We start from the raw sequence: 18,166 nt of genomic DNA on the forward strand, positions 1-18,166 counted from the left end.
CATGAATATTGCAGTCAAGCAGATCAATGTGCCGGCCGAAGCGGCAGCACTTCTCGAAAAGCTCGGCGTTGACAAAGCGCTCTATGTCGGCGGCGACATGGCGTCCTTTTCGCCAGTCACGGGCGAGCAGATCGCCGCGCTGAAGACCGTCTCTGCGGTGCAGGCTGCCGACGCGATCGTCAAGGCCGATGAGGCCTTCCGTGCGTGGCGGCTGGTGCCGGCCCCGAAGCGCGGCGAACTGGTCCGCCTGCTGGGCGAGGAATTGCGCGCAGCCAAGACCAATCTCGGCCGCCTCGTTTCCATCGAAGCCGGCAAGATCACCTCGGAAGGTCTCGGCGAAGTGCAGGAAATGATCGACATCTGCGATTTTGCCGTCGGCCTTTCCCGCCAGCTCTACGGCCTGACAATCGCCACCGAGCGTCCCGGTCATCGGATGATGGAGACCTGGCATCCGCTCGGCGTCGTCGGCATTATCTCGGCCTTCAATTTCCCGGTTGCCGTCTGGTCCTGGAATGCAGCCCTGGCGCTGGTCTGCGGCAATGCGGTTGTTTGGAAGCCGTCGGAAAAGACGCCGCTGACCGCGCTTGCCTCGCAAGCCATCCTCGAGCGCGCCATCGCCCGCTTCGGCGACGCGCCGGCCAATCTGGCGCAGGTTCTGATCGGCGATCGCAGCATCGGTGAAGCGCTGGTCGATCATCCCAAGGTCGCCTTGGTTTCAGCCACCGGCTCGACCCGGATGGGCCGCGAAGTCGGCCCGCGTCTTGCCAAGCGCTTTGCCCGCTCGATCCTTGAATTGGGCGGCAACAATGCCGGCGTGGTCTGCCCCTCGGCCGATCTCGACATGGCGCTACGCGCCATCGCCTTCGGCGCCATGGGCACCGCTGGCCAGCGCTGCACGACGCTGCGTCGTCTCTTCGTCCATGACAGCATCTACGACCAGCTCGTGCCGCGGCTGAAGAAAGCCTATCAGAGTGTTTCGGTCGGCAACCCGCTGGAAACCACCGCACTGGTCGGTCCGCTGGTCGACAGGCAGGCATACGACGCCATGCAGAATGCGCTTGAAGCGGCGACGGTCGAGGGTGGCGTTGTCACCGGCGGTGCCCGCGTTGAAGAAGCGGGCAAAAACACAGCCTACTATGTAAAGCCGGCACTTGTCGAAATGCCTGCCCAAGTCGGTCCCGTGCTCGAAGAGACCTTCGCGCCGATCCTCTACGTGATGAAATATTCCGATTTCGACACGGCGATCGACGAACACAATGCGGTCGCGGCCGGTCTGTCGTCCTCGATCTTCACCCTCGACATGCGCGAGGCCGAGCGCTTCCTGGCGCCTGACGGTTCGGACTGCGGCATCGCCAATGTCAATATCGGCACATCCGGCGCGGAAATCGGCGGCGCCTTCGGTGGTGAAAAGGAAACCGGCGGCGGTCGTGAATCGGGCTCCGATGCGTGGAAGGCCTACATGCGCCGCGCCACCAACACAGTGAACTATTCCAAGGCATTGCCGCTCGCCCAGGGCGTCTCTTTCGATATCGCGTGAATAGCCATGACCATCGTAGCCAAAATCGAGGAGGCGGGTTTCAAGCCCGCTTCGCGCCTCGCCTCTATCGGCGTGTCAAAAATCCTGCAGATCGGTGCGCGTGCCAATCAGATGAAGCGCGACGGCTTGCCGGTGATCATTCTCGGCGCCGGCGAGCCGGATTTCGACACGCCTGACACTATCAAGCAGGCGGCAAAAGCGGCGATCGATCGCGGCGAAACCAAATATACCGCGCTCGACGGCACGCCGGAGCTGAAGAAGGCGATCGCGGAGAAATTTCGCCGCGAGAATGGCGTCGATTATGCGCTCGACGAGATCTCCGTCTCCGCCGGCGCCAAGCAGATCCTGTTCAACGCCTTCATGGCGACCGTGGATGCTGGTGACGAGGTCATCATCCCGACGCCCTATTGGACGACCTATTCCGACATCGTCGAACTCTGCGGCGGCGTGCCGGTGCTCGTGCCCTGTGATGGCGAAGCCGGTTTTCGGCTCAACGCTGAGCAGCTTGAGAAGGCGATCACCCCGAAGACCCGCTGGCTGCTGCTCAATTCGCCGTCAAATCCCTCGGGTGCAGCCTATGGCGAAGCGGATTATCGCCCGCTCATCAACGTCCTGATGCGCCATCCGCATGTCTGGCTGATGGTCGACGACATGTATGAGCACATCGTCTATGACGGTTTCCGCTTCGTCACACCGGTGGCGATCGAACCGGCATTGAAGGGCCGCGCGCTGACCGTCAACGGCGTGTCCAAAGCCTATGCCATGACCGGCTGGCGTCTCGGCTATGCCGGCGGGCCGAAGGTGCTGATCAAGGCCATGGCCGTCGTCCAGAGCCAGTCGACGTCCTGCCCGTCCTCCGTCAGCCAGGCGGCCGCCATCGAGGCCCTGAACGGTTCGCAGGATTTCCTGGCAGAGCGTCGCGAGAGTTTTAGGCGCCGCCGCGATCTCGTCGTGACCGCGCTTAATGCCATTCCCGGCATTGCCTGCCGGGTGCCGGAGGGCGCGTTTTATACCTTCGCAGATTGCGGCGGTCTTATCGGCAAGACGACACCCAAGGGGCAATTGATCGAGTCGGACGACGACTTTGCCAACTATCTTCTGGAAGAGGCCCTGGTTGCCGTCGTTCCGGGCTCGGCCTTCGGTCTCTCTCCCTATTTCCGCATCTCCTACGCCACCTCCGAACTCGAGTTGGAAGAGGCGTTGAAACGCATAAAGCAGGCCTGCGACGCATTGCAGTGAGGATATCGAGCCATGGCAACCAGACCTTCCTCCATTCTTTGGCGTGCCAGTGCCCGCCAGCCATTTCGAGCGTCGCCGCTCGATCGTGACCTGACGGTCGATCTGGTCATCGTCGGGGGCGGGTTCACCGGCACGGCGGCGGCGCTCGAAGCGGCCAGGCGCGGCGCTTCCGTCTGCCTGCTGGAAGCCGAGATCATCGGTCATGGCGGGTCCGGCCGCAATGTCGGCCTGGTCAATGCCGGCCTCTGGCTGCCACCGGATACGGTGATCGCCCAGATGGGCGAAGCGACTGGCCGACGGCTGATCGATATCCTGGCGGATGGTCCGCGACGCGTGTTCTCGTTGATCGCGGAGGAAGGCATCGATTGCGAGGCTGTCCATAAAGGCACCCTGCATCTTGCCCATTCCGCCGCAGGCTTCAGGGATATCGAGGAACGTCGCCGCCAGGGCAATCGCGATGGCGCACCTCTCACCGTTCTCGATGCAGCCGAAACGGCGCGTCGCACCGGTACGCGCGTCTACCACGGCTCGCTCTTCGACCCGCGCGCCGGCACGATCCAGCCCTTCGCCTATTGCCGGGGCCTGGCAGAGGCCGCGCAGGCAAAGGGTGCCGTGATCCATGAGCACTCGCCGGTGACCGCGATTTCCCGGCAGAGCGACATGTGGGTGATCGAGGCCAATGGCCACCGCCTGCGGGCCAAATCTCTGCTGATGGCCACGAACGCCTATCAGACAGGGATCGACACCCCGTTCAAACCCGAATTCACGCCGATGAGCTATTGCCAGTTCGCCACAGTGCCGATGCCGGAGCATGCGCGGCAGAAAATTCTCGCCGGCGGCGAAGGTTGCTGGGACACGGCACTGGTCATGTCGTCCTTCCGCATCGACCGGGCCGGACGCATGATCGTCGGCGGCGTCGGCAATTCGGACGGACCTGAGGCCGCCATCCACTATTCCTGGGCGCGCCGCAAGCTGCGTCGCCTGTTTCCTGAGATCGGCGATCTGCCGTTCGAACATGCCTGGCGGGGCAGGATCGCCATGACCAAGGACCATGTGCCCAAGATCGTCGCTTTCGGCCCGAATGCGCTCGCCTGTTTCGGATATTCCGGCCGCGGCATCGCCCCCGGCACGGTCTTCGGCACCCAGTCCGCGATCGCACTGCTCACGGATGCCCCGGACGAACTGCCGGTCCGCCCGATCGAACACTATTCCGAGCGCTTCACCGCGACGAAAGCCGCCTATTATGAAGGCGGGGCGGCATTGGCACATGCGCTCGTGAGGTAGATCGCTGTTGTCCGGCGCTCACACCGTTGATGCCTGGGACCTTCCGTCCTTGGCCACGCTGATGTTGCTCAACGATCAAGAAGCGCCCGAGGCGTCCTGAAGCGTCAGGTGTTGACGACTACGGTTTCGCCAGGAGCAGCCATGTCCGCCTCCAGCGCCTTGTCGAGGATGCGTTGCAGGTTTGCCGCATGCGCAAATGATGGTTCGAGCGTTTCACCCTGGCGGATCGCCCGGATGAACCGCTCGTAATTGGTCTCCACCGGCGTCAGGGGAAAGTGCCGCCATGTCTGCGTCTGGATATCCTCTCCCAGGCAGACTTGCAGGCTTGGAATACGAAGCCCGTTCGCATCACGGCCGCCATATCTTACATCGAGGCCGCCCTTGGTGCCGAAAATCTTCAGTTGCAGATCATCGCTGTAGCCGGTCGCCCAGCGTGTGGCATGGATCGTTCCCAATGCGCCATTGGCGAATTCGACCGCCATGACGAAGCTGTCATTGGCGTCCAATGTGAAATCATCGATCTGATCGCCGGGCGCCTTGGGAAACGCCTTGAGCCGGCAGGTGACATTTTCGACCGCCGATGCCACTCCATAGGAGGCAAAGTCCAGGATGTGGATGCCGATGTCGCCCAGGACGCCATTGGATCCGTGCGCCTTCGACAGGCGCCAGAGCAGGCGGCTTTCGGTTCTCCAGTCGCCCCAATGGCGGCTTGAAAGCCAGCTCTGCAGATAGGAGGCTTCGACATGGATCACGTCACCGACAGCGCCTCCCCGAACAAGTTCGCGCGCCTTTTGCAGTGCCGGCACATTGCGGTAGCTGAGGTTGACCATCGCAACCACGTGCGCGCTTTCGGCAGCCTGGGTCATCTCCTCTGCCTGGCCATAGTTTACGGCCAGCGGTTTCTCGCAAAATATGTGTTTGCCAGCAGTTGCGATCTTGAGCGTCGTGGCATGATGCGCGTTATCCGGCGTAACATTGGCGACAGCGTCGAACTCTCCCCACTCGAGCGCCGCTTCAAGATCGCCGAAAGGACGGTCGATGCCATGCTTATGGCAAAACGCCTCGGCTTGCGCGGCGTCGACGTCGATCCCCGCGACCACACTGACGCCCGCGATGGCGCTGAACCGTTCCGCATGCTGGCGGGCCATCGAGCCCGTGCCGAGTATGGCGAGTCGAATAGGCTGCTCTGTCATTGGAATCCCTTCCCGCAATTGTGGTCCTACGGACCTTATGCGATGTCCAACTTCGAAGGGTCTCCGCGGGTTCCGCCGGAAATACCGAATGTCGCCACATCGATCGCCATCAAAGCGGAACGAAGCCGGTTTGACCCGGTTAGAGACCTTGGGGATGCGTCTGCAAGCCCGACAACACCCCGACGCGACCACGCTCTGTAGGAGGATGCAATGCACGACGATGTTTCAGACAGGCATGCATTGTTGGGTCGGTTGCCAGGGAAATCTCGGAGCTTTCCGAATGCAGTCCGATGGCGCCGGAGATGCGTCGGCGCATTGCGGAGTTGAAAATCCTGCTGGAAGGCTTGAGGGCACGCCTGCAAGCAATGGAGGCCTCTCCGCTTCGCAGGACTGAGGAGACCCTTCCTCGTAATCAGCCGTTTCTGATGAATCATCCTGCCACCGCCTGAGCGCTGATGATGGCGTCACCCTCGGAGTGACGCCTGCGCTGTTTTTCAGGCCCGGCGGATCGACCCAATGTCGCTATTTGCCGAAGCGGGAGATCGCCTGAAGCAGGTATGTGCCGGAAATTGCTGCAATCGCCGTTTTCAGCAAGTCACCGGCGATGAACGGGTAGAGGCCGTAGTCCAGCGCCTTGGCAAAACCGTAGAGCGATGCCAGATAGGCGATTCCGAGGCCAAAGATCAGCACCTGCCCCATGGCCAGGGTGAGGACCYGGCCGATCCATGACTTGGCCATGCCGCGATCGACCATCAGTCCCATGGCCATGGCGGCGGCAAGGAAGCCGATGAGATAACCGCACGTGCCGCCGAGAAAAATCACTGGACCGCCGGAAAAACCTGCGAAGACCGGCAGGCCGAGCGCACCTTCGGCCAAATAGAGCGCGACGGTCGCAGTTGCCAAACGGAAGCCGAAGGTCAGGCCGATCAACATCACGCCTAACGTCTGCAGCGTCATCGGTACGGGAAAGAACGGCACCTGGATTTGCGCCATGCTGGCAAGGAAGAGGCTACCAAGGAGCACTGCCGTCGCCAAACGCAATGTACGGCGCCCGACGATGGTTTCAAGGCTGTCGGAGCCTGTTGTCAATGTCATCCGTGTCATAGATCTCTCCGTTTGATCTGGTTGTTAATTTTGGCGGCGTCAGGCATTCAGCGCTTTTGCAGCAGCATGCGGTAGCGCAGCTGGTCGACGACCACGGCGAGAACCAGCAGACTGCCGAGCAGCACCATCTGCATGTATGAGCCGATCTGCATGATGTTCATGCCGTTCTGCACCAGGACGATGAAGAAGGCGCCGAGCACCACATTCTCGACGCGGCCGATGCCGCCGCGTAGTGACACGCCGGCGATGACGCAGGCGGCGATGGATTCGAGCGCGATCGTGCCGCCCAGATTGGTCTCGCCGCTCTCCACCCGCGCCGTCAGCAGGATGCCGGCGAGCGAGGCGAGCAGCGCACAGATGAGATAGGCGATGAACAGCGTCATGCGCGTATGGATGCCGGAAAGGTGGGCCGCCTTGATGTTGCCTCCCACGGCATAGACCTTGGTGCCCAGCCGCATACGGTTCATCACGAACCACATGACCACGATGGCGACGATCGCCACCAGGACGGGAACGGGTATGCCCGCCACCATGCCGAAGCCGAAGAAATCGCCGAATTCGAACGGCAGATTGTCCACCGGCACGCCGCCGGTCAGGAACAAAGCCGCACCGGCGCCGATCGACTGCACGCCGAGCGTCATGATGAAGGGCGAAACCCCGAAGATCGAGATACCGATGCCGTTGACCACGCCGATGACGAGGGCTGCGCAAAATCCTGCGGCGAGGCCAAGCGTGATCGCCAGCCAGACCGCATCCGGAAACATCGCCGCCGTGGCGACCATCGTCATGGACGAAACGACGGAGGTCAGTGCGATCGCCGTGCCGACCGAAAGATCGAAACCGCCGGTGATCAGCACCAGCATCTGGCCGAGAGAAACGAGGATCAGGTAGACCGATTGCCGCGCCACATTGGTGAGGTTCTGCAGCGTCAGGAATTGTGCCGAGGCGATGGTGAAGATCACGAGTGCCGCGATGAGGAAGAAGGGCAGGACGCCGGCGCGCAGAAACACCTGCCTGACGAATCTCAGCGGCGAGGCGCCGGACGCTTCGGTCTCGTTCATGGTTTCCGCTCGGCCGTTCATGCGGCTTCCCCTTCCGATGTGAAGAATGCTTTGAGCACGTTGTTTTCGTTGATGTCGGCGCCACTGAGCTCGGCGGAGATGCGCCCATTGGCGAAGACCACCAGCCGGTGGGCGAGGTTCATCGCCTCGGGAAGGTCCGACGAGATGACCACGACCGCCTTGCCGGCCTCGGCCAGTTCCTTGATCAGCCTGTAGAGTGCGGCGCGCGTCCCCATGTCGACGCCCACTGTCGGCTCATCGAAAATGTAGACATCGTAATTATCGCCGAAACCTTTGCCGAACAGCACCTTTTGCTGGTTGCCGCCGGAGAGGTTGGCGATCGGGCGGGACATATAGGCGCTGGCGAGTTCGACCTTCTGGCCGATGCTGGTCGACAGCGCATTGATCTTGCGCGACGACACGCCTGTTGCTCCTGCGATATCGCCTCGAAAGAGCAGACCGAGATTGATATTCTGCCGCGCCGTGGCGCTCAGCATCAGGCCTTCGTTCTTGCGGTCCGGTGGCAGGTAGAAAACGCCGCGGGCGAGTAACTTGCGTGTCGGTGCGCCGGTCATGTCCTTGCCATCGAGCGTGACCTTGCCGGAATGCAGGCCGGTGAGCCCGATCGCGGCGCGCCAGGTGCGGGATTTGCCACTGCCCACCAGCCCGGCGACGCCAAGCACTTCGCCGCGCCTGACATCGATATCGACACCGTTGACACCCTGGGCCGTGATGCCACGCAGCGACAGTGCAACAGGCGTCTGGGCGGCGCGGGTGATGGCCGGATAGATCTGGCCGATCGCACGGCCGGTCATCATCTCGACGAGTTTCTCCGGCGTCGTATCGCCGACACCCACCGTGCCGATCAGCTTGCCGTCGCGCAGCACCGTGACGCGGTCGGCGATGACAGAGAATTCCTGGATACGATGCGAAATGTAGATGATGCCGACGCCGCGCGCCTTGGCCTCGGAGACGATGCGGAACAGGGTCCTGGTTTCACGCTCGGTGAGCGATGCCGTCGGCTCGTCGAGAATCAGCACACGGGCGTTCAAATGGATTGCCTTGGCGATCTCGGTCATCTGCTGTTCGGCACGGGACAGCGCGCCGACGGACGCACGGACATCGATATCGAAGCCCAGATCGGCAAACAGCTTGCGTGCCTCGCGATCCATCCGGGCACGGTCGATGAACGGGCCGATCATCGGCTCAGCGCCGAGAAAGATATTCTTGGCGACGCTGAGCGTCGGCACCAGGGAGAATTCCTGGAACACGGCGGCGATGCCACGCTTCTTGGCGTCGCCGACCGAGGCGAACGAAACCTCCTCGCCTTGGATTCTCACGCTTCCCGAGCTCTGCGGATAGACGCCCGAGAGGATGGATATCAGCGTCGATTTGCCCGCACCGTTCTCGCCGAACAGGACATGGACCTCACCGGACATGAGCTCGAAATTCACATTGTCCAGAGCCGTGACACCGGGAAAGGTGCGGCTGACGCGTATCATCTCGACGAGCGGCGTTTCTGCTTGCATGGTCGTCTTCTCCCGAAGCGGGACGCCCCGGCGGTAGACCGGGGCGACCACGTTCAGTTCACGTTGAATTCGGGCTTGAAGCCGTCCGGCGGCAGGATCGTGCTCTTGTCGGTCGTGTTGATGTTCGACGGATCGAGCACGAAAATCTTCGGACCGACATGCTTGATCAGGTCCTTCTTCTCTATGGCGCGGACCGCCTGATCGATGGCGATACGGCCCTGGATGACCATGGAGTCGGCCGGAGCGGCTGCGATGAAGCCGCGCTTGATGCCTTCATAGACGCCGGGAGTCATGTAGAAGGCGAGCAGGTCGACCTGTCCCTTGAGACCGCGCTCGCGGATGACACCCTGCGCCGCTTCCGCGGTCACGGCGGTGCCGGCGATATATTTCAGGTCGGGCTCGGCTTGCAGCACGTCCTCGACGAGCTTGAGCTGGACTTCCTTGCCGGTGTCGCCGAACTTCGGATCGAGGACCTTGAGCGACGAACCTTTGACGGCGTCCATGAAGCCCTTGTTGGCGGCTTCGACCCAGCCTGCGCCCGCCGGGCCGGGGAACCAGCCGACCTTGACCGGATCGGTGCCGGCCGGATGCTTCTTGGCGAGGAAGGTGCCGGTCTCGTAGCCCATCGTATAGAAGGAGACGAGCGACTTCGCCGTGACATTGGGCGACGACATGCCATTGATCACGTCGATGACCGGAATGCCCTTCTTGGTGATTTCAGTGACGAGATTGTTGAGGCCATCATAGGAGATCGCCCCGATCACTACTGCCTGGGCACCACCGGCGACGCAGTCTTCGATCTGCGAAATCTGCTTGGCAAGCTCGGTATAGCCGCCGGCCTCGACCACGTTGAGCTTGATGCCGAGGTCCTTGGCCTCGGCGACCACGCCATAATCGACGCCCAGCCAGTAGGCGTCCTTCATATGCGGGAAGGAGACGCAGATCTTCCATGGCTTCTCCGCCTTGGCGAGCGGCGAATATTCGACATCGACCGATTTGCCGTTCGGATCGAAGGGCGGTTCGACCTTCTGTGCCGGATAGGGATACCAGTCGCCGGCCAGCACCGGGGATGCGAGGCCGAGCATCGCGACCGAGCAGCTTAACAACAAAGTCCTCATATTTTTCATGTCATTCCCCTTTGCTTGTGGTTTGGAATTCAATGGAAGGATGCGCGCAGCCTCCCGAGCAGGTCGGCCCGTTCCCGGCGGGCGGCGAGGGCCTGGTCCATCGTCACCTCGACGAAGCGTGTCGGCGTGTGTGGCTGCAATTGGCCGATCAGGTCCATGTCGGCTGAAATCACCGTGCCGACCATGAAATAGCCGCCGCCCGAGACCGCATCGCGATGCAGGATGATCGGCTCGGTACCTCCGGGCACCTGGATCGATCCATAGGGATAGCAACTGTCGACGATGTTGGAGGGATCGGACCCCGCGCCGAAGGGCTGCTTTCGCTCGACGAATTCGAGCTTGCGACCGCCGCGGAAGCGATAGCCCATACGGTCCGCCTCGGGCGCCACTTTCCAGGTGTCGGCGAAGAAATTCGCCTTGGCGGCGTCGGTCAGCCGGTCCCAGTAGAGGCCTGGGAGCACGCGTAGCTCGGCAGGTATGCCCGGCTTGCGGCGCAGGCTTTCGTCGATCGTCCGGCCCTCACCGGCAAGCGAGCCCTGGCCGACCGGCAATTCGTCGCCCGCTGCGATCGCCCGGCCCTTGAAGCCCCCGAGCGCGCCGATCGGATAGGTGGAGCGGCTGCCGAGCGCTGCGGGAACGTCGATTCCGCCGGCCACTGCGATATAGATGCGGGCGCCGGTCTTGAGAAAATCGAAGGTCAGCACCTGGCCGGTCTTGACCCTGAAGGCGGTCCAGCTGGACACCGGCTCACCATCGACTTTCGCCGGCATGTCGGCACCGGTAACGGCAACCAGTGCATCCGCAGTGAATTCGAGTTTCGGCCCCATGAAAACGGCTTCAAGCCCGGCCGCGCTCTCGTCATTGCCGACCAGCAGGTTGGCGGCGCGCAGCGCATAGCGGTCCATGGCCCCACCCATGGGAATGCCGAGGTGGAAATAGCCGGGGCGGCCGAGATCTTGGACCGTCGTCGCCATGCCGTGGTGAACTACCTTAATGGCCATGGAGCACCTCCTCCAGCTTGGAATTGTAGCCGTCTATGTCCTTCTGGAATTCCCTGAGGTCGAAGCTGACTTCGCGGATGGGCGGCACGAAGCGGCCCTTGTCGACATCCTCGACAGCCTGGTCATAGGCTTCACGGCCGATAGGCTTGAACTTGACGATGTCTCCCGGCCGGAAGAACACCATGAAATCGTGGAGATAGCTCGTCGTCTGGCTGGCATCGAAGATCGGCATCGGCGTGATGCCGAACATCTGGTAGCCGCCGGCGCCGCGCACTGAATAGATGCAGCCGAAGCAGCCGCCATGGCCGACCGTCAGCCGCGGCGTATCGGTGCGGGGCCGGAGATATTTCGGCACCTCGATCTGCCGCTGCCGCTCGACCATCTGGTACATGAAGGGCAGGCCGGCGACAAAGCCGACCATGGAGACGAACCATGGCGAACCGGCATGCGCCGAGACGAAATCGTCGACGCTGCCGTAGCCGTTGATCTTCGAAGCATAGTCGAGATCGGTGCCGCCGGGTTCCTGATGTCGTTCGCGGAAACGCATCAGCGTCTCACGCGTCCAGGGGTCATTGTAGAAGACCGGGATTTCGACAATGCGTGTCTTCAGCACCGGCTCGGCCTTCTCGGCCGCGCCTTCGATCGCTCGGACCTCTTTGAGGATGTCGTCCGGAGCAATCACATCCGGGTTGAATTTGACCTGGAAGGAGGCATTGGCCGGGCAGATTTCCGTCACACCCTTGATGCCGCTCTCGCGCACGCCGGTCGCCATCGACAGGCTCTTGAAGAAGGCATCCAGCGACATCTCGTCACTGCATTCGACGAAGAGATGCTCGTCGCCACCAAATGTGTATCGCACCGGCATCAGGCAACCTCCGTGCTGGATATGGGGGCGGCGGCGAAATCGCTTTCGAGCCAGCCCTCGAGAAAACGGGTATGGAATGCGCCCCTGGCAATTGCGGCATCCGCGGCAAGCGCCTTGTGGAGCGGGATCGTGGTCGGCACGCCTTCGATGACGAGACCGTCGAGCGCGTGGGCGAGCTTCGCCAGGCATTTGGGCCGGTCTTCCGCCCAGACGATCAGCTTGCCGAGAAGCGAGTCATAGAAGGGCGGGATCGTGTATCCCTCGTAAAGCATGGTGTCGAAGCGCACGCCGTCCTCATCCGGCACAGCGAGCCGCGTGATCTGGCCGGGCGCCGGCGCAAAACCCTTGAAGGGATCCTCGGCATTGATGCGGCACTCGATGGCATGGCCGCGCGGGCGGATATCGGCCTGCGCGACGGAGAGGGCCGCGCCGCCGGCCACGTTGAACATCTCCTTCACCAGGTCGAAGCCGGTGATCATCTCGGTGACCGGGTGCTCCACTTGGATGCGGGTGTTGACCTCGATGAAGTAGAATTCGCGGCTCTGCTCGTCGTAGAGATATTCGACGGTGCCCGCGCCGCGGTAACCAACGTCGCGAGCCAGCGCTACGGCGCTTGCGCAGAGCTTTTCACGCACGTCGTTCGGCAGCAGGAAGGCCTGCGCCTCCTCCCAGACCTTCTGCCGGCGGCGTTGCAGGGAGCATTCGCGTTCGTAGAAATGCACGAAGTTCCGGCCGTCGCCAAAGATCTGGACTTCGATATGGCGCGCATTGCCGATGACCTTCTCGATATAGAGGCCACCATCGCCGAAGGCGGCCGCGGCTTCGGCGGAGGCGAGCGGAAACTGCTGGTTCAGTTCGGCCAGCGAATGGACGATACGGATGCCGCGTCCGCCACCGCCGGCCGCCGCCTTGATCATCAGCGGAAAGCCGGTACGCCCAGCAATCTCATGTGCCTGCGACAGGTCCGAGATACGGCCACCGCTGCCCGGCACAGTGGGCACGCCGGCACGTGCCGCTACGTCGCGGGCCGCGACCTTGTCGCCCAGCAATCGGATGGCATTGCCGCTCGGACCGATGAAGACCATTCCTGTCGCGGCCACCGCATCGGCAAAATCGCCATTCTCCGAGAGGAAACCATAGCCGGGGTGGACGGCATCGACGCCTGCGGTCTTGGCTGCGGCGATGACGGCTTCGATATTGAGATAGGATTTCTTCGCGGCCGGCGGGCCGATATTCACCGCCTCGTCGGCGAGCCGCACAGCCAGCATATCGGCGTCCGCGGCGCTATAGACCTGAACCGTGCGGATTCCGAGCGCCTTTGCGGCACGGATAATGCGAACAGCGATCTCGCCGCGATTGGCGACGAGGACGGACTTGATCGTCACTGTTCGACCTCCGCGATGACTTGGCCCGCCATGATCGGCTCCTCATTGTCGACCAGGAAGGTGATGCGCTTGCCGGCAATGCCGGCCTGGACCTCGTGAAAGGTCTTCATCACCTCGATAATGCCGATCGTCTCCTCTGCCGACACGTCGTCACCATCCTGCTTGAACGGCGGGCGATCTGGCGACGAGGACCGGTAGAACGTGCCTGGCAGCGGCGATTTGATTTCAGACTTGCTCATGGGATCCCCTTGCTTCGTTGCCATTGGTCGGATGGGAGGCCGGGCTGATGCGAATTCCCTCCGCCACCAGTGCCTCACGCATCCGGGCGACGATGTCGAGCGCTCCTAAAGTATCGGAATGAAAACAGATCGACTCGAATTCGATCGGGATGTCGGCGCCGCTCACCGTGCGCACCTTGCCTTCGACACAGGCGCGCAGGACCTTCTTGGCAATCGCCTTGGGGTCCGGCCGGCCGGCGTCACGGGTAAAGACGATCCATCCGTCGTCGCCATAATCGCGGTCGGCATAGAATTCGCGCACTACCGGATGACCGGCCTGGCGCGCGGCGATATCCGTGGCGGAGCCACCCATGCAGAACACTGGCGCATTCGGCGCCGCCCGCCGCATGTATTCGATGAAGACATTGGAAAGGTCGGCATTGTCGGCCAGTTCCATGTAAAGCGCGCCATGCGGTTTGACATGCTCCACCGTGGTACCGTGGCGGCGGCAGAATTCGCGCACCGCGCCCACCTGGTAGACCACGTCGTTGATGATTTCCTTGCTGCTGCCGGAGATCCTGCGGCGGCCAAAACCTTGCAGGTCCTTGAAGCCCGGGTGTGCGCCGATGGCGACGCCATGTTCAGCTGCTAGCCTGACCGTTTCATCAATCAGGTTCGGATCGCCGGCATGAAAGCCCGCGGCAATATTGGCCGAACTGATATGCGGGATCAGGAGATGGTCGCTGGTGTCGCCGATACGCCACCGGCCAAAAGCCTCCCCCATATCGCAATTGATATCGATCGTATCCTTCAAGGCCTGCCTCTTCCTGTCCGTCCGCATCTCGTGAGGCTACGCTAGGGCGGAATTTTGCATTTGAAAAATAGATTATTCTGCGTCATATTATCTGAAAAATTGATACAGAAATTCAAAACGGCCTTTGTGATTACCTAGCAAAAACAATGAGATTTTCGGAATGTGGAAAAATTAGTCGCTGGCCGCCGCCTATTTAGGCAAGCAGTTTCACATTTTCTGAGGATAATTCTGATTAACTTATGGCGGGAGGGATGAGGTCGGATGAGTTTCAGTGTGAGGCAGCTGCGCTACTTCGTTGCGACGGCGGAATATGCGCAAGTTTCGCTTGCGGCGGTCAATCAGAATATTTCGCAGTCGGCGATCACCGCTGCGATCAAGGATCTCGAGCAGATCGTCGGCGTGCCGCTCTTCAATCGCTCGCCGCACGGCATGGAACTGACGTCTTCGGGGCGGCAGTTTCTCGCCCATGCCTATGAGATCCTGGCGAAGATCGATGAAGCGCTGCACATCAATTTCATCGATAGCGATGTCGAAGGGGAGCTCGTCGTCGCCGCGACCTACACCGTCATCGGCTATTTCCTGCCCATGCATGTCGAACGGATGCGACGGCTGTTCCCCAAGCTCAGGGTCCAGCTCTACGAGGTCAATCGCGAGTCGATCGAGGAAGGCCTGCTGACCAACAGATACGACCTGTCGGTGCTTCTCACCTCCAACATCCTCAACCCGATGCTGACCACGGAAACGCTTCTGAGCTCCGTCCGGAGGCTCTGGGTGCCGGCCCACCATCCTCTTCTGCGGCGCGACGGGGTCGGGCTGCGGGAGGTGGCGCAGGAGCCTTATATCATGCTCACCGTCGACGAGGCCGCGCAATCGTCGCTGAAATACTGGAGCAAGACGACCTATCAGCCCAATGTCATTCTCCGCACCTCCTCGGTGGAAGCCGTACGATCCATGGTGGCCAACAACCAGGGTGTCGCGATCCTGTCGGACATGGTGCACCGTCCATGGTCGCTCGAAGGACGGCGGATCGAAACCATCAATATCCAGGATCCGGTTCCGCCGATGGATGTCGGCCTTGCCTGGCGGGCGGGCTCCGTCTTCACCCCGGCCATGCTGGCCTTCCGCAGCTATTTCCAGCAGGCTTTCGGCCTGCCGAGTACATCGTCGAAGAAAATCGACATCGAGTAAGTCCGTGGAGAGCTCCTGGCGCGTTTCGGAAGCCCGTTGCTGATAAATGCGCCTCCCGATCGCATCTTCCGCGCTGGATTTCGCTGCCGCCAGCAAGTAGCTTGCTGGCCGATGTCCCTGTGAGCACGCGATCAAAATGAAAACGCCGATCAACCCCAAAGCTGTCCGTCGCCCCTTCGGCAACTATAATCACGGTCTTGTCGTGCCGCGGGGCGGCCGGCTTCTCGTCACATCGGGTCAGCTCGGAATCGGTCTCGACGATGCCGTGCCGGAAACCATGGAGCAACAGGCGGTGCTCTGCTTCGAAGCGATCCGTGCAATCCTCGAAGAAGCGCAGATGGGCTTCGAAGACGTGATCCGCATTGCCGGGTTCGTTACGAAACGCGAGGATTTCCCGGTCTACATGGCCGTACGGGACCGCTACACGAAAGCGCCGCTGCCGGTATCGACGCTGATCATCGTCAGCGGCTTCACCCGCCCGGAATTTCTGGTCGAGGTCGAGGTGACGGCGGTGAAGGCCTAAGCAGGTTCCGGAAAAGTGCCCCGCGGTTTTCCGACAGGAACCTGCGACAAAACAAAAGAACTAAGCGGGTGAATCGTTGGCTTGCCAACGAAAGTCTGCTTAGTAGCGTTCAGAAACGCTCCATAGAAGTCTTCACCTTTTCCAGGAATTGTTCGCGCGTCTGCTGCGTCGCCTGGTTCATGTTGTAATGGGCGAGGAATGTGACCGATGCGGTCAGGCTGATCTGGGCACGGATCACCCGCTTGATGATCTTCTTGGGCGGATTGCCCGCCACCCAGGCGCGGAAGGGTGTCGCGCCATAGGTCAGCACTGCGCCCAGCTTGCGGATATGCCTCAGCCGCGATTGGACCTTGCCGTCGACCAGTTCGAAGGAAACGCCTGGCAGCCAGACCCGGTCGAAATAACCCTTGAGCATGGCCGGGAAACCGAAATTCCACACCGGCGTGACGATCACCAACGCCTCGGCCGCGTTCAGCCGGTCACAATAGCTGCCGACCAGCTTCGTGTTCTCCGGATAGTCGTGGTAGACGATCCTGTCGTGGCGCGACATGACGGGATCAAAACCTTCAGCATAGAGATTGCAGTCGTCGACGTCATGGCCGGCCTTTGCCAGGCTTTCGCGCGTGAGTTTGTGAAGAGCGGCGCCGTAGCTCGATTCGACCGGATGGGAGTGCAGGAGAAGCACGCGCATCAGGCCGCCCCCAGTTCTTCCAATCCGGGGAAAAGATAGGTCTTGCCGGATTTGAAATCGAAATTCGGATTTTCCCAGGCGATCATCTTGCCGGGATTGAGCAGGCCTTTGGGATCGGTCTCGTGTTTGAAGGCGAGCTGCACCGCGTCCGTGCGCTTCATGCCGCCTTCTTCGAGCGTGTAGCGGTGAGGATTGAAAATGTGGCAGCCATTGTCCTCGTGGATGCGAATGATCTCCTCCAGCCGGGCCTCCGTCGTATAGCGCACCAGAGGCAGTCCGGCACATTGGATCGCACCGTTGAACTTGATGAATTCGAGATGACCGGGCACTTCGTCGCCGAAAATCTCCGTCATCCTGCGGACGCGCTCGACATGGTCGGGGCCGGGATATTGGACCTGGAGATAGGTGAAGCTCGGCTCGACCTTGATGGCGCGCAATGTCGTATGGTTCCAGGCGAGCTCATAGGCGTGCGGAATGCCCTTCATGCTCTCGACCTTGTCGGAGCGGAAGGTGATCTCCGCCTTGTGACTGCGGCAGAAGGCCTCGAACGGGTCCATGGCAAAGGGTGCGATCATCAGCGCCACGATGGACTGACCTTGCCTGATCCACGGTTTGTGGCGCGGGAAATAGAGGTGCGGAATGGGTGCCGCGATCGGCGCGATCTCCTTGGTGAGAATGCCGTTTTCATGCGCCAGCGCGTCGGAGAAGCGCACGGCGTCCATAAAGTCGTCGAAGCCGACGAGAACGTCGACCCAGTCATAGGCAGGCGCCAGGGGCATCTCGACTTCGGTGATGATGCCGTTCGTGCCATAGGCGTGGCTGACCTTCTGCAGGTCGCGGCCGGTGAGATCGAGCACGCGCGGCTCGGCCTCCATGGTGACGACGCGCAGCCGCAGGATATTGCCGAGGTCGCGCAGCCCGCCCCAGGTGATCGAACCGACGCCGCCGGAACCGCCGGCAATGAAACCGCCGATCGTCGCCGTCTGCGCGGTCGAGGGATGGAAGCGCAGCTCCTGGCCGGAATGTGCCGCAGTCTGGCGGTCGAGATCGGCGATGATCACTCCCGGCTCCGAGACCACGCGCCCCGGCGCGATCTCCTTCACCTTGTTCATATTGGCGAGGTTGAGCACGATGCCGCCCGAAAGCGGCATGGCTTGGCCGTAATTGCCGGTGCCGGCGCCGCGCGGCGTGACCGGCACGTCATGGGCGAAGGCGACCCGTAGCGTGCGGATCACCTCCTCTTCGCTTATGGGCGAAACGACGAGATCGGCGGTAACATTGTCGAGCTGCGCCTTGAGCACCGGCGAATACCAGTAGAAGTCACGGCTCTTCTGCTTGACCAGGCCCGGATGATCCTCGATCGCAATGCCTTCAAGTTCTCTTTTGATCTTCTGGTAGTCGGGCATT

The 18,166-nt window shown here is 61.6% G+C and carries 17 protein-coding genes; 5 read left to right on the plus strand and 12 right to left on the minus strand.

The features are described 5' to 3' along the window. Position 1 precedes the first annotated feature (1 nt). The 3 genes from amaB to AC1DYF_RS03690 are packed head-to-tail and all read left to right on the plus strand — an operon-like array spanning position 2 to position 4,060. Entirely contained in the window at positions 2-1,537 is a 1,536-nt protein-coding gene (gene amaB / locus AC1DYF_RS03680; RefSeq protein ID WP_477875317.1) for an L-piperidine-6-carboxylate dehydrogenase, read from the plus strand. Between the two features lie 6 nt (positions 1,538-1,543). Beyond that, positions 1,544-2,776 (plus strand): pyridoxal phosphate-dependent aminotransferase, encoded by a 1,233-nt coding sequence (locus AC1DYF_RS03685; protein ID WP_477875318.1) that lies wholly within the window; start codon positions 1,544-1,546, stop codon positions 2,774-2,776. A 12-nt stretch (positions 2,777-2,788) separates the two neighbouring features. Further along, positions 2,789-4,060, plus strand: coding sequence for an NAD(P)/FAD-dependent oxidoreductase (locus tag AC1DYF_RS03690; protein ID WP_477875319.1), 1,272 nt, complete (start codon positions 2,789-2,791; stop codon positions 4,058-4,060). 104 nt (positions 4,061-4,164) lie between these two features. On the opposite strand, the gene AC1DYF_RS03695 is transcribed toward AC1DYF_RS03690, so the two are convergent. The 10 genes from AC1DYF_RS03695 to AC1DYF_RS03740 all read right to left on the minus strand — a co-directional run bounded on the left by AC1DYF_RS03695 (position 4,165) and on the right by AC1DYF_RS03740 (position 14,357). Then, the gene (locus tag AC1DYF_RS03695) at positions 4,165-5,238 is read right to left on the minus strand and encodes a Gfo/Idh/MocA family protein (protein ID WP_477875447.1); all 1,074 of its coding nucleotides are present in this window, start codon (positions 5,236-5,238) and stop codon (positions 4,165-4,167) included. A 537-nt stretch (positions 5,239-5,775) separates the two neighbouring features. Beyond that, positions 5,776-6,357, minus strand: coding sequence for a biotin transporter BioY (locus tag AC1DYF_RS03700; RefSeq protein WP_477875320.1), 582 nt, complete (start codon positions 6,355-6,357; stop codon positions 5,776-5,778). A gap of 47 nt (positions 6,358-6,404) precedes the next feature. Continuing rightward, a complete protein-coding gene (locus AC1DYF_RS03705; RefSeq protein WP_477875448.1) occupies positions 6,405-7,418 on the minus strand; it encodes an ABC transporter permease in 1,014 nt (337 codons plus the stop codon). 17 nt (positions 7,419-7,435) lie between these two features. Beyond that, positions 7,436-8,947, minus strand: a complete 1,512-nt coding sequence (locus tag AC1DYF_RS03710) for a sugar ABC transporter ATP-binding protein (RefSeq protein WP_477875321.1) — start codon at positions 8,945-8,947, stop codon at positions 7,436-7,438. A 53-nt stretch (positions 8,948-9,000) separates the two neighbouring features. Then, on the minus strand, positions 9,001-10,074 hold the full coding sequence (gene torT, locus AC1DYF_RS03715) for a TMAO reductase system periplasmic protein TorT (RefSeq protein ID WP_477875322.1): 1,074 nt from the start codon (positions 10,072-10,074) through the stop codon (positions 9,001-9,003). Positions 10,075-10,103: 29 nt separating this feature from the next. Further along, a complete protein-coding gene (locus AC1DYF_RS03720) occupies positions 10,104-11,075 on the minus strand; it encodes a 5-oxoprolinase subunit C family protein (protein ID WP_477875323.1) in 972 nt (323 codons plus the stop codon). Continuing rightward, positions 11,065-11,940 (minus strand): 5-oxoprolinase subunit B family protein, encoded by an 876-nt coding sequence (locus AC1DYF_RS03725; protein ID WP_477875324.1) that lies wholly within the window; start codon positions 11,938-11,940, stop codon positions 11,065-11,067. The genes AC1DYF_RS03720 and AC1DYF_RS03725 overlap by 11 nt, the downstream gene beginning before the upstream one ends. Then, positions 11,940-13,325 carry an acetyl-CoA carboxylase biotin carboxylase subunit gene (locus AC1DYF_RS03730; RefSeq protein WP_477875325.1) on the minus strand — a complete coding sequence of 462 codons (1,386 nt, stop codon included), beginning with the start codon at positions 13,323-13,325 and terminating at the stop codon, positions 11,940-11,942. Before AC1DYF_RS03730 ends, AC1DYF_RS03725 begins: the two co-directional genes overlap by 1 nt. Further along, positions 13,322-13,564 (minus strand): acetyl-CoA carboxylase, encoded by a 243-nt coding sequence (locus AC1DYF_RS03735; protein ID WP_477875326.1) that lies wholly within the window; start codon positions 13,562-13,564, stop codon positions 13,322-13,324. Before AC1DYF_RS03735 ends, AC1DYF_RS03730 begins: the two co-directional genes overlap by 4 nt. Further along, positions 13,551-14,357 (minus strand): 5-oxoprolinase subunit PxpA, encoded by an 807-nt coding sequence (locus AC1DYF_RS03740; RefSeq protein WP_477875327.1) that lies wholly within the window; start codon positions 14,355-14,357, stop codon positions 13,551-13,553. The genes AC1DYF_RS03735 and AC1DYF_RS03740 overlap by 14 nt, the downstream gene beginning before the upstream one ends. Before the next feature lie 261 nt (positions 14,358-14,618). Here AC1DYF_RS03740 and AC1DYF_RS03745 point away from each other — a divergent pair, with 261 nt between their 5' ends. Then, positions 14,619-15,545, plus strand: a complete 927-nt coding sequence (locus tag AC1DYF_RS03745; protein WP_477875328.1) for a LysR family transcriptional regulator — start codon at positions 14,619-14,621, stop codon at positions 15,543-15,545. Positions 15,546-15,681: 136 nt separating this feature from the next. Further along, positions 15,682-16,068, plus strand: a complete 387-nt coding sequence (locus AC1DYF_RS03750) for a RidA family protein (RefSeq protein ID WP_477875329.1) — start codon at positions 15,682-15,684, stop codon at positions 16,066-16,068. Between the two features lie 109 nt (positions 16,069-16,177). Here the strand turns inward: AC1DYF_RS03750 and AC1DYF_RS03755 are convergent, their stop codons facing one another. Together AC1DYF_RS03755 and AC1DYF_RS03760 are read right to left on the minus strand one after the other, a co-directional pair. After that, entirely contained in the window at positions 16,178-16,759 is a 582-nt protein-coding gene (locus tag AC1DYF_RS03755) for an NAD(P)H-dependent oxidoreductase (protein WP_477875330.1), read from the minus strand. Next, a complete protein-coding gene (locus AC1DYF_RS03760) occupies positions 16,759-18,165 on the minus strand; it encodes an FAD-binding oxidoreductase (RefSeq protein ID WP_477875331.1) in 1,407 nt (468 codons plus the stop codon). The genes AC1DYF_RS03755 and AC1DYF_RS03760 overlap by 1 nt, the downstream gene beginning before the upstream one ends. Position 18,166: the final 1 nt, after the last annotated feature.

Source organism: Rhizobium sp. P2_G9 (assembly GCF_056403475.1).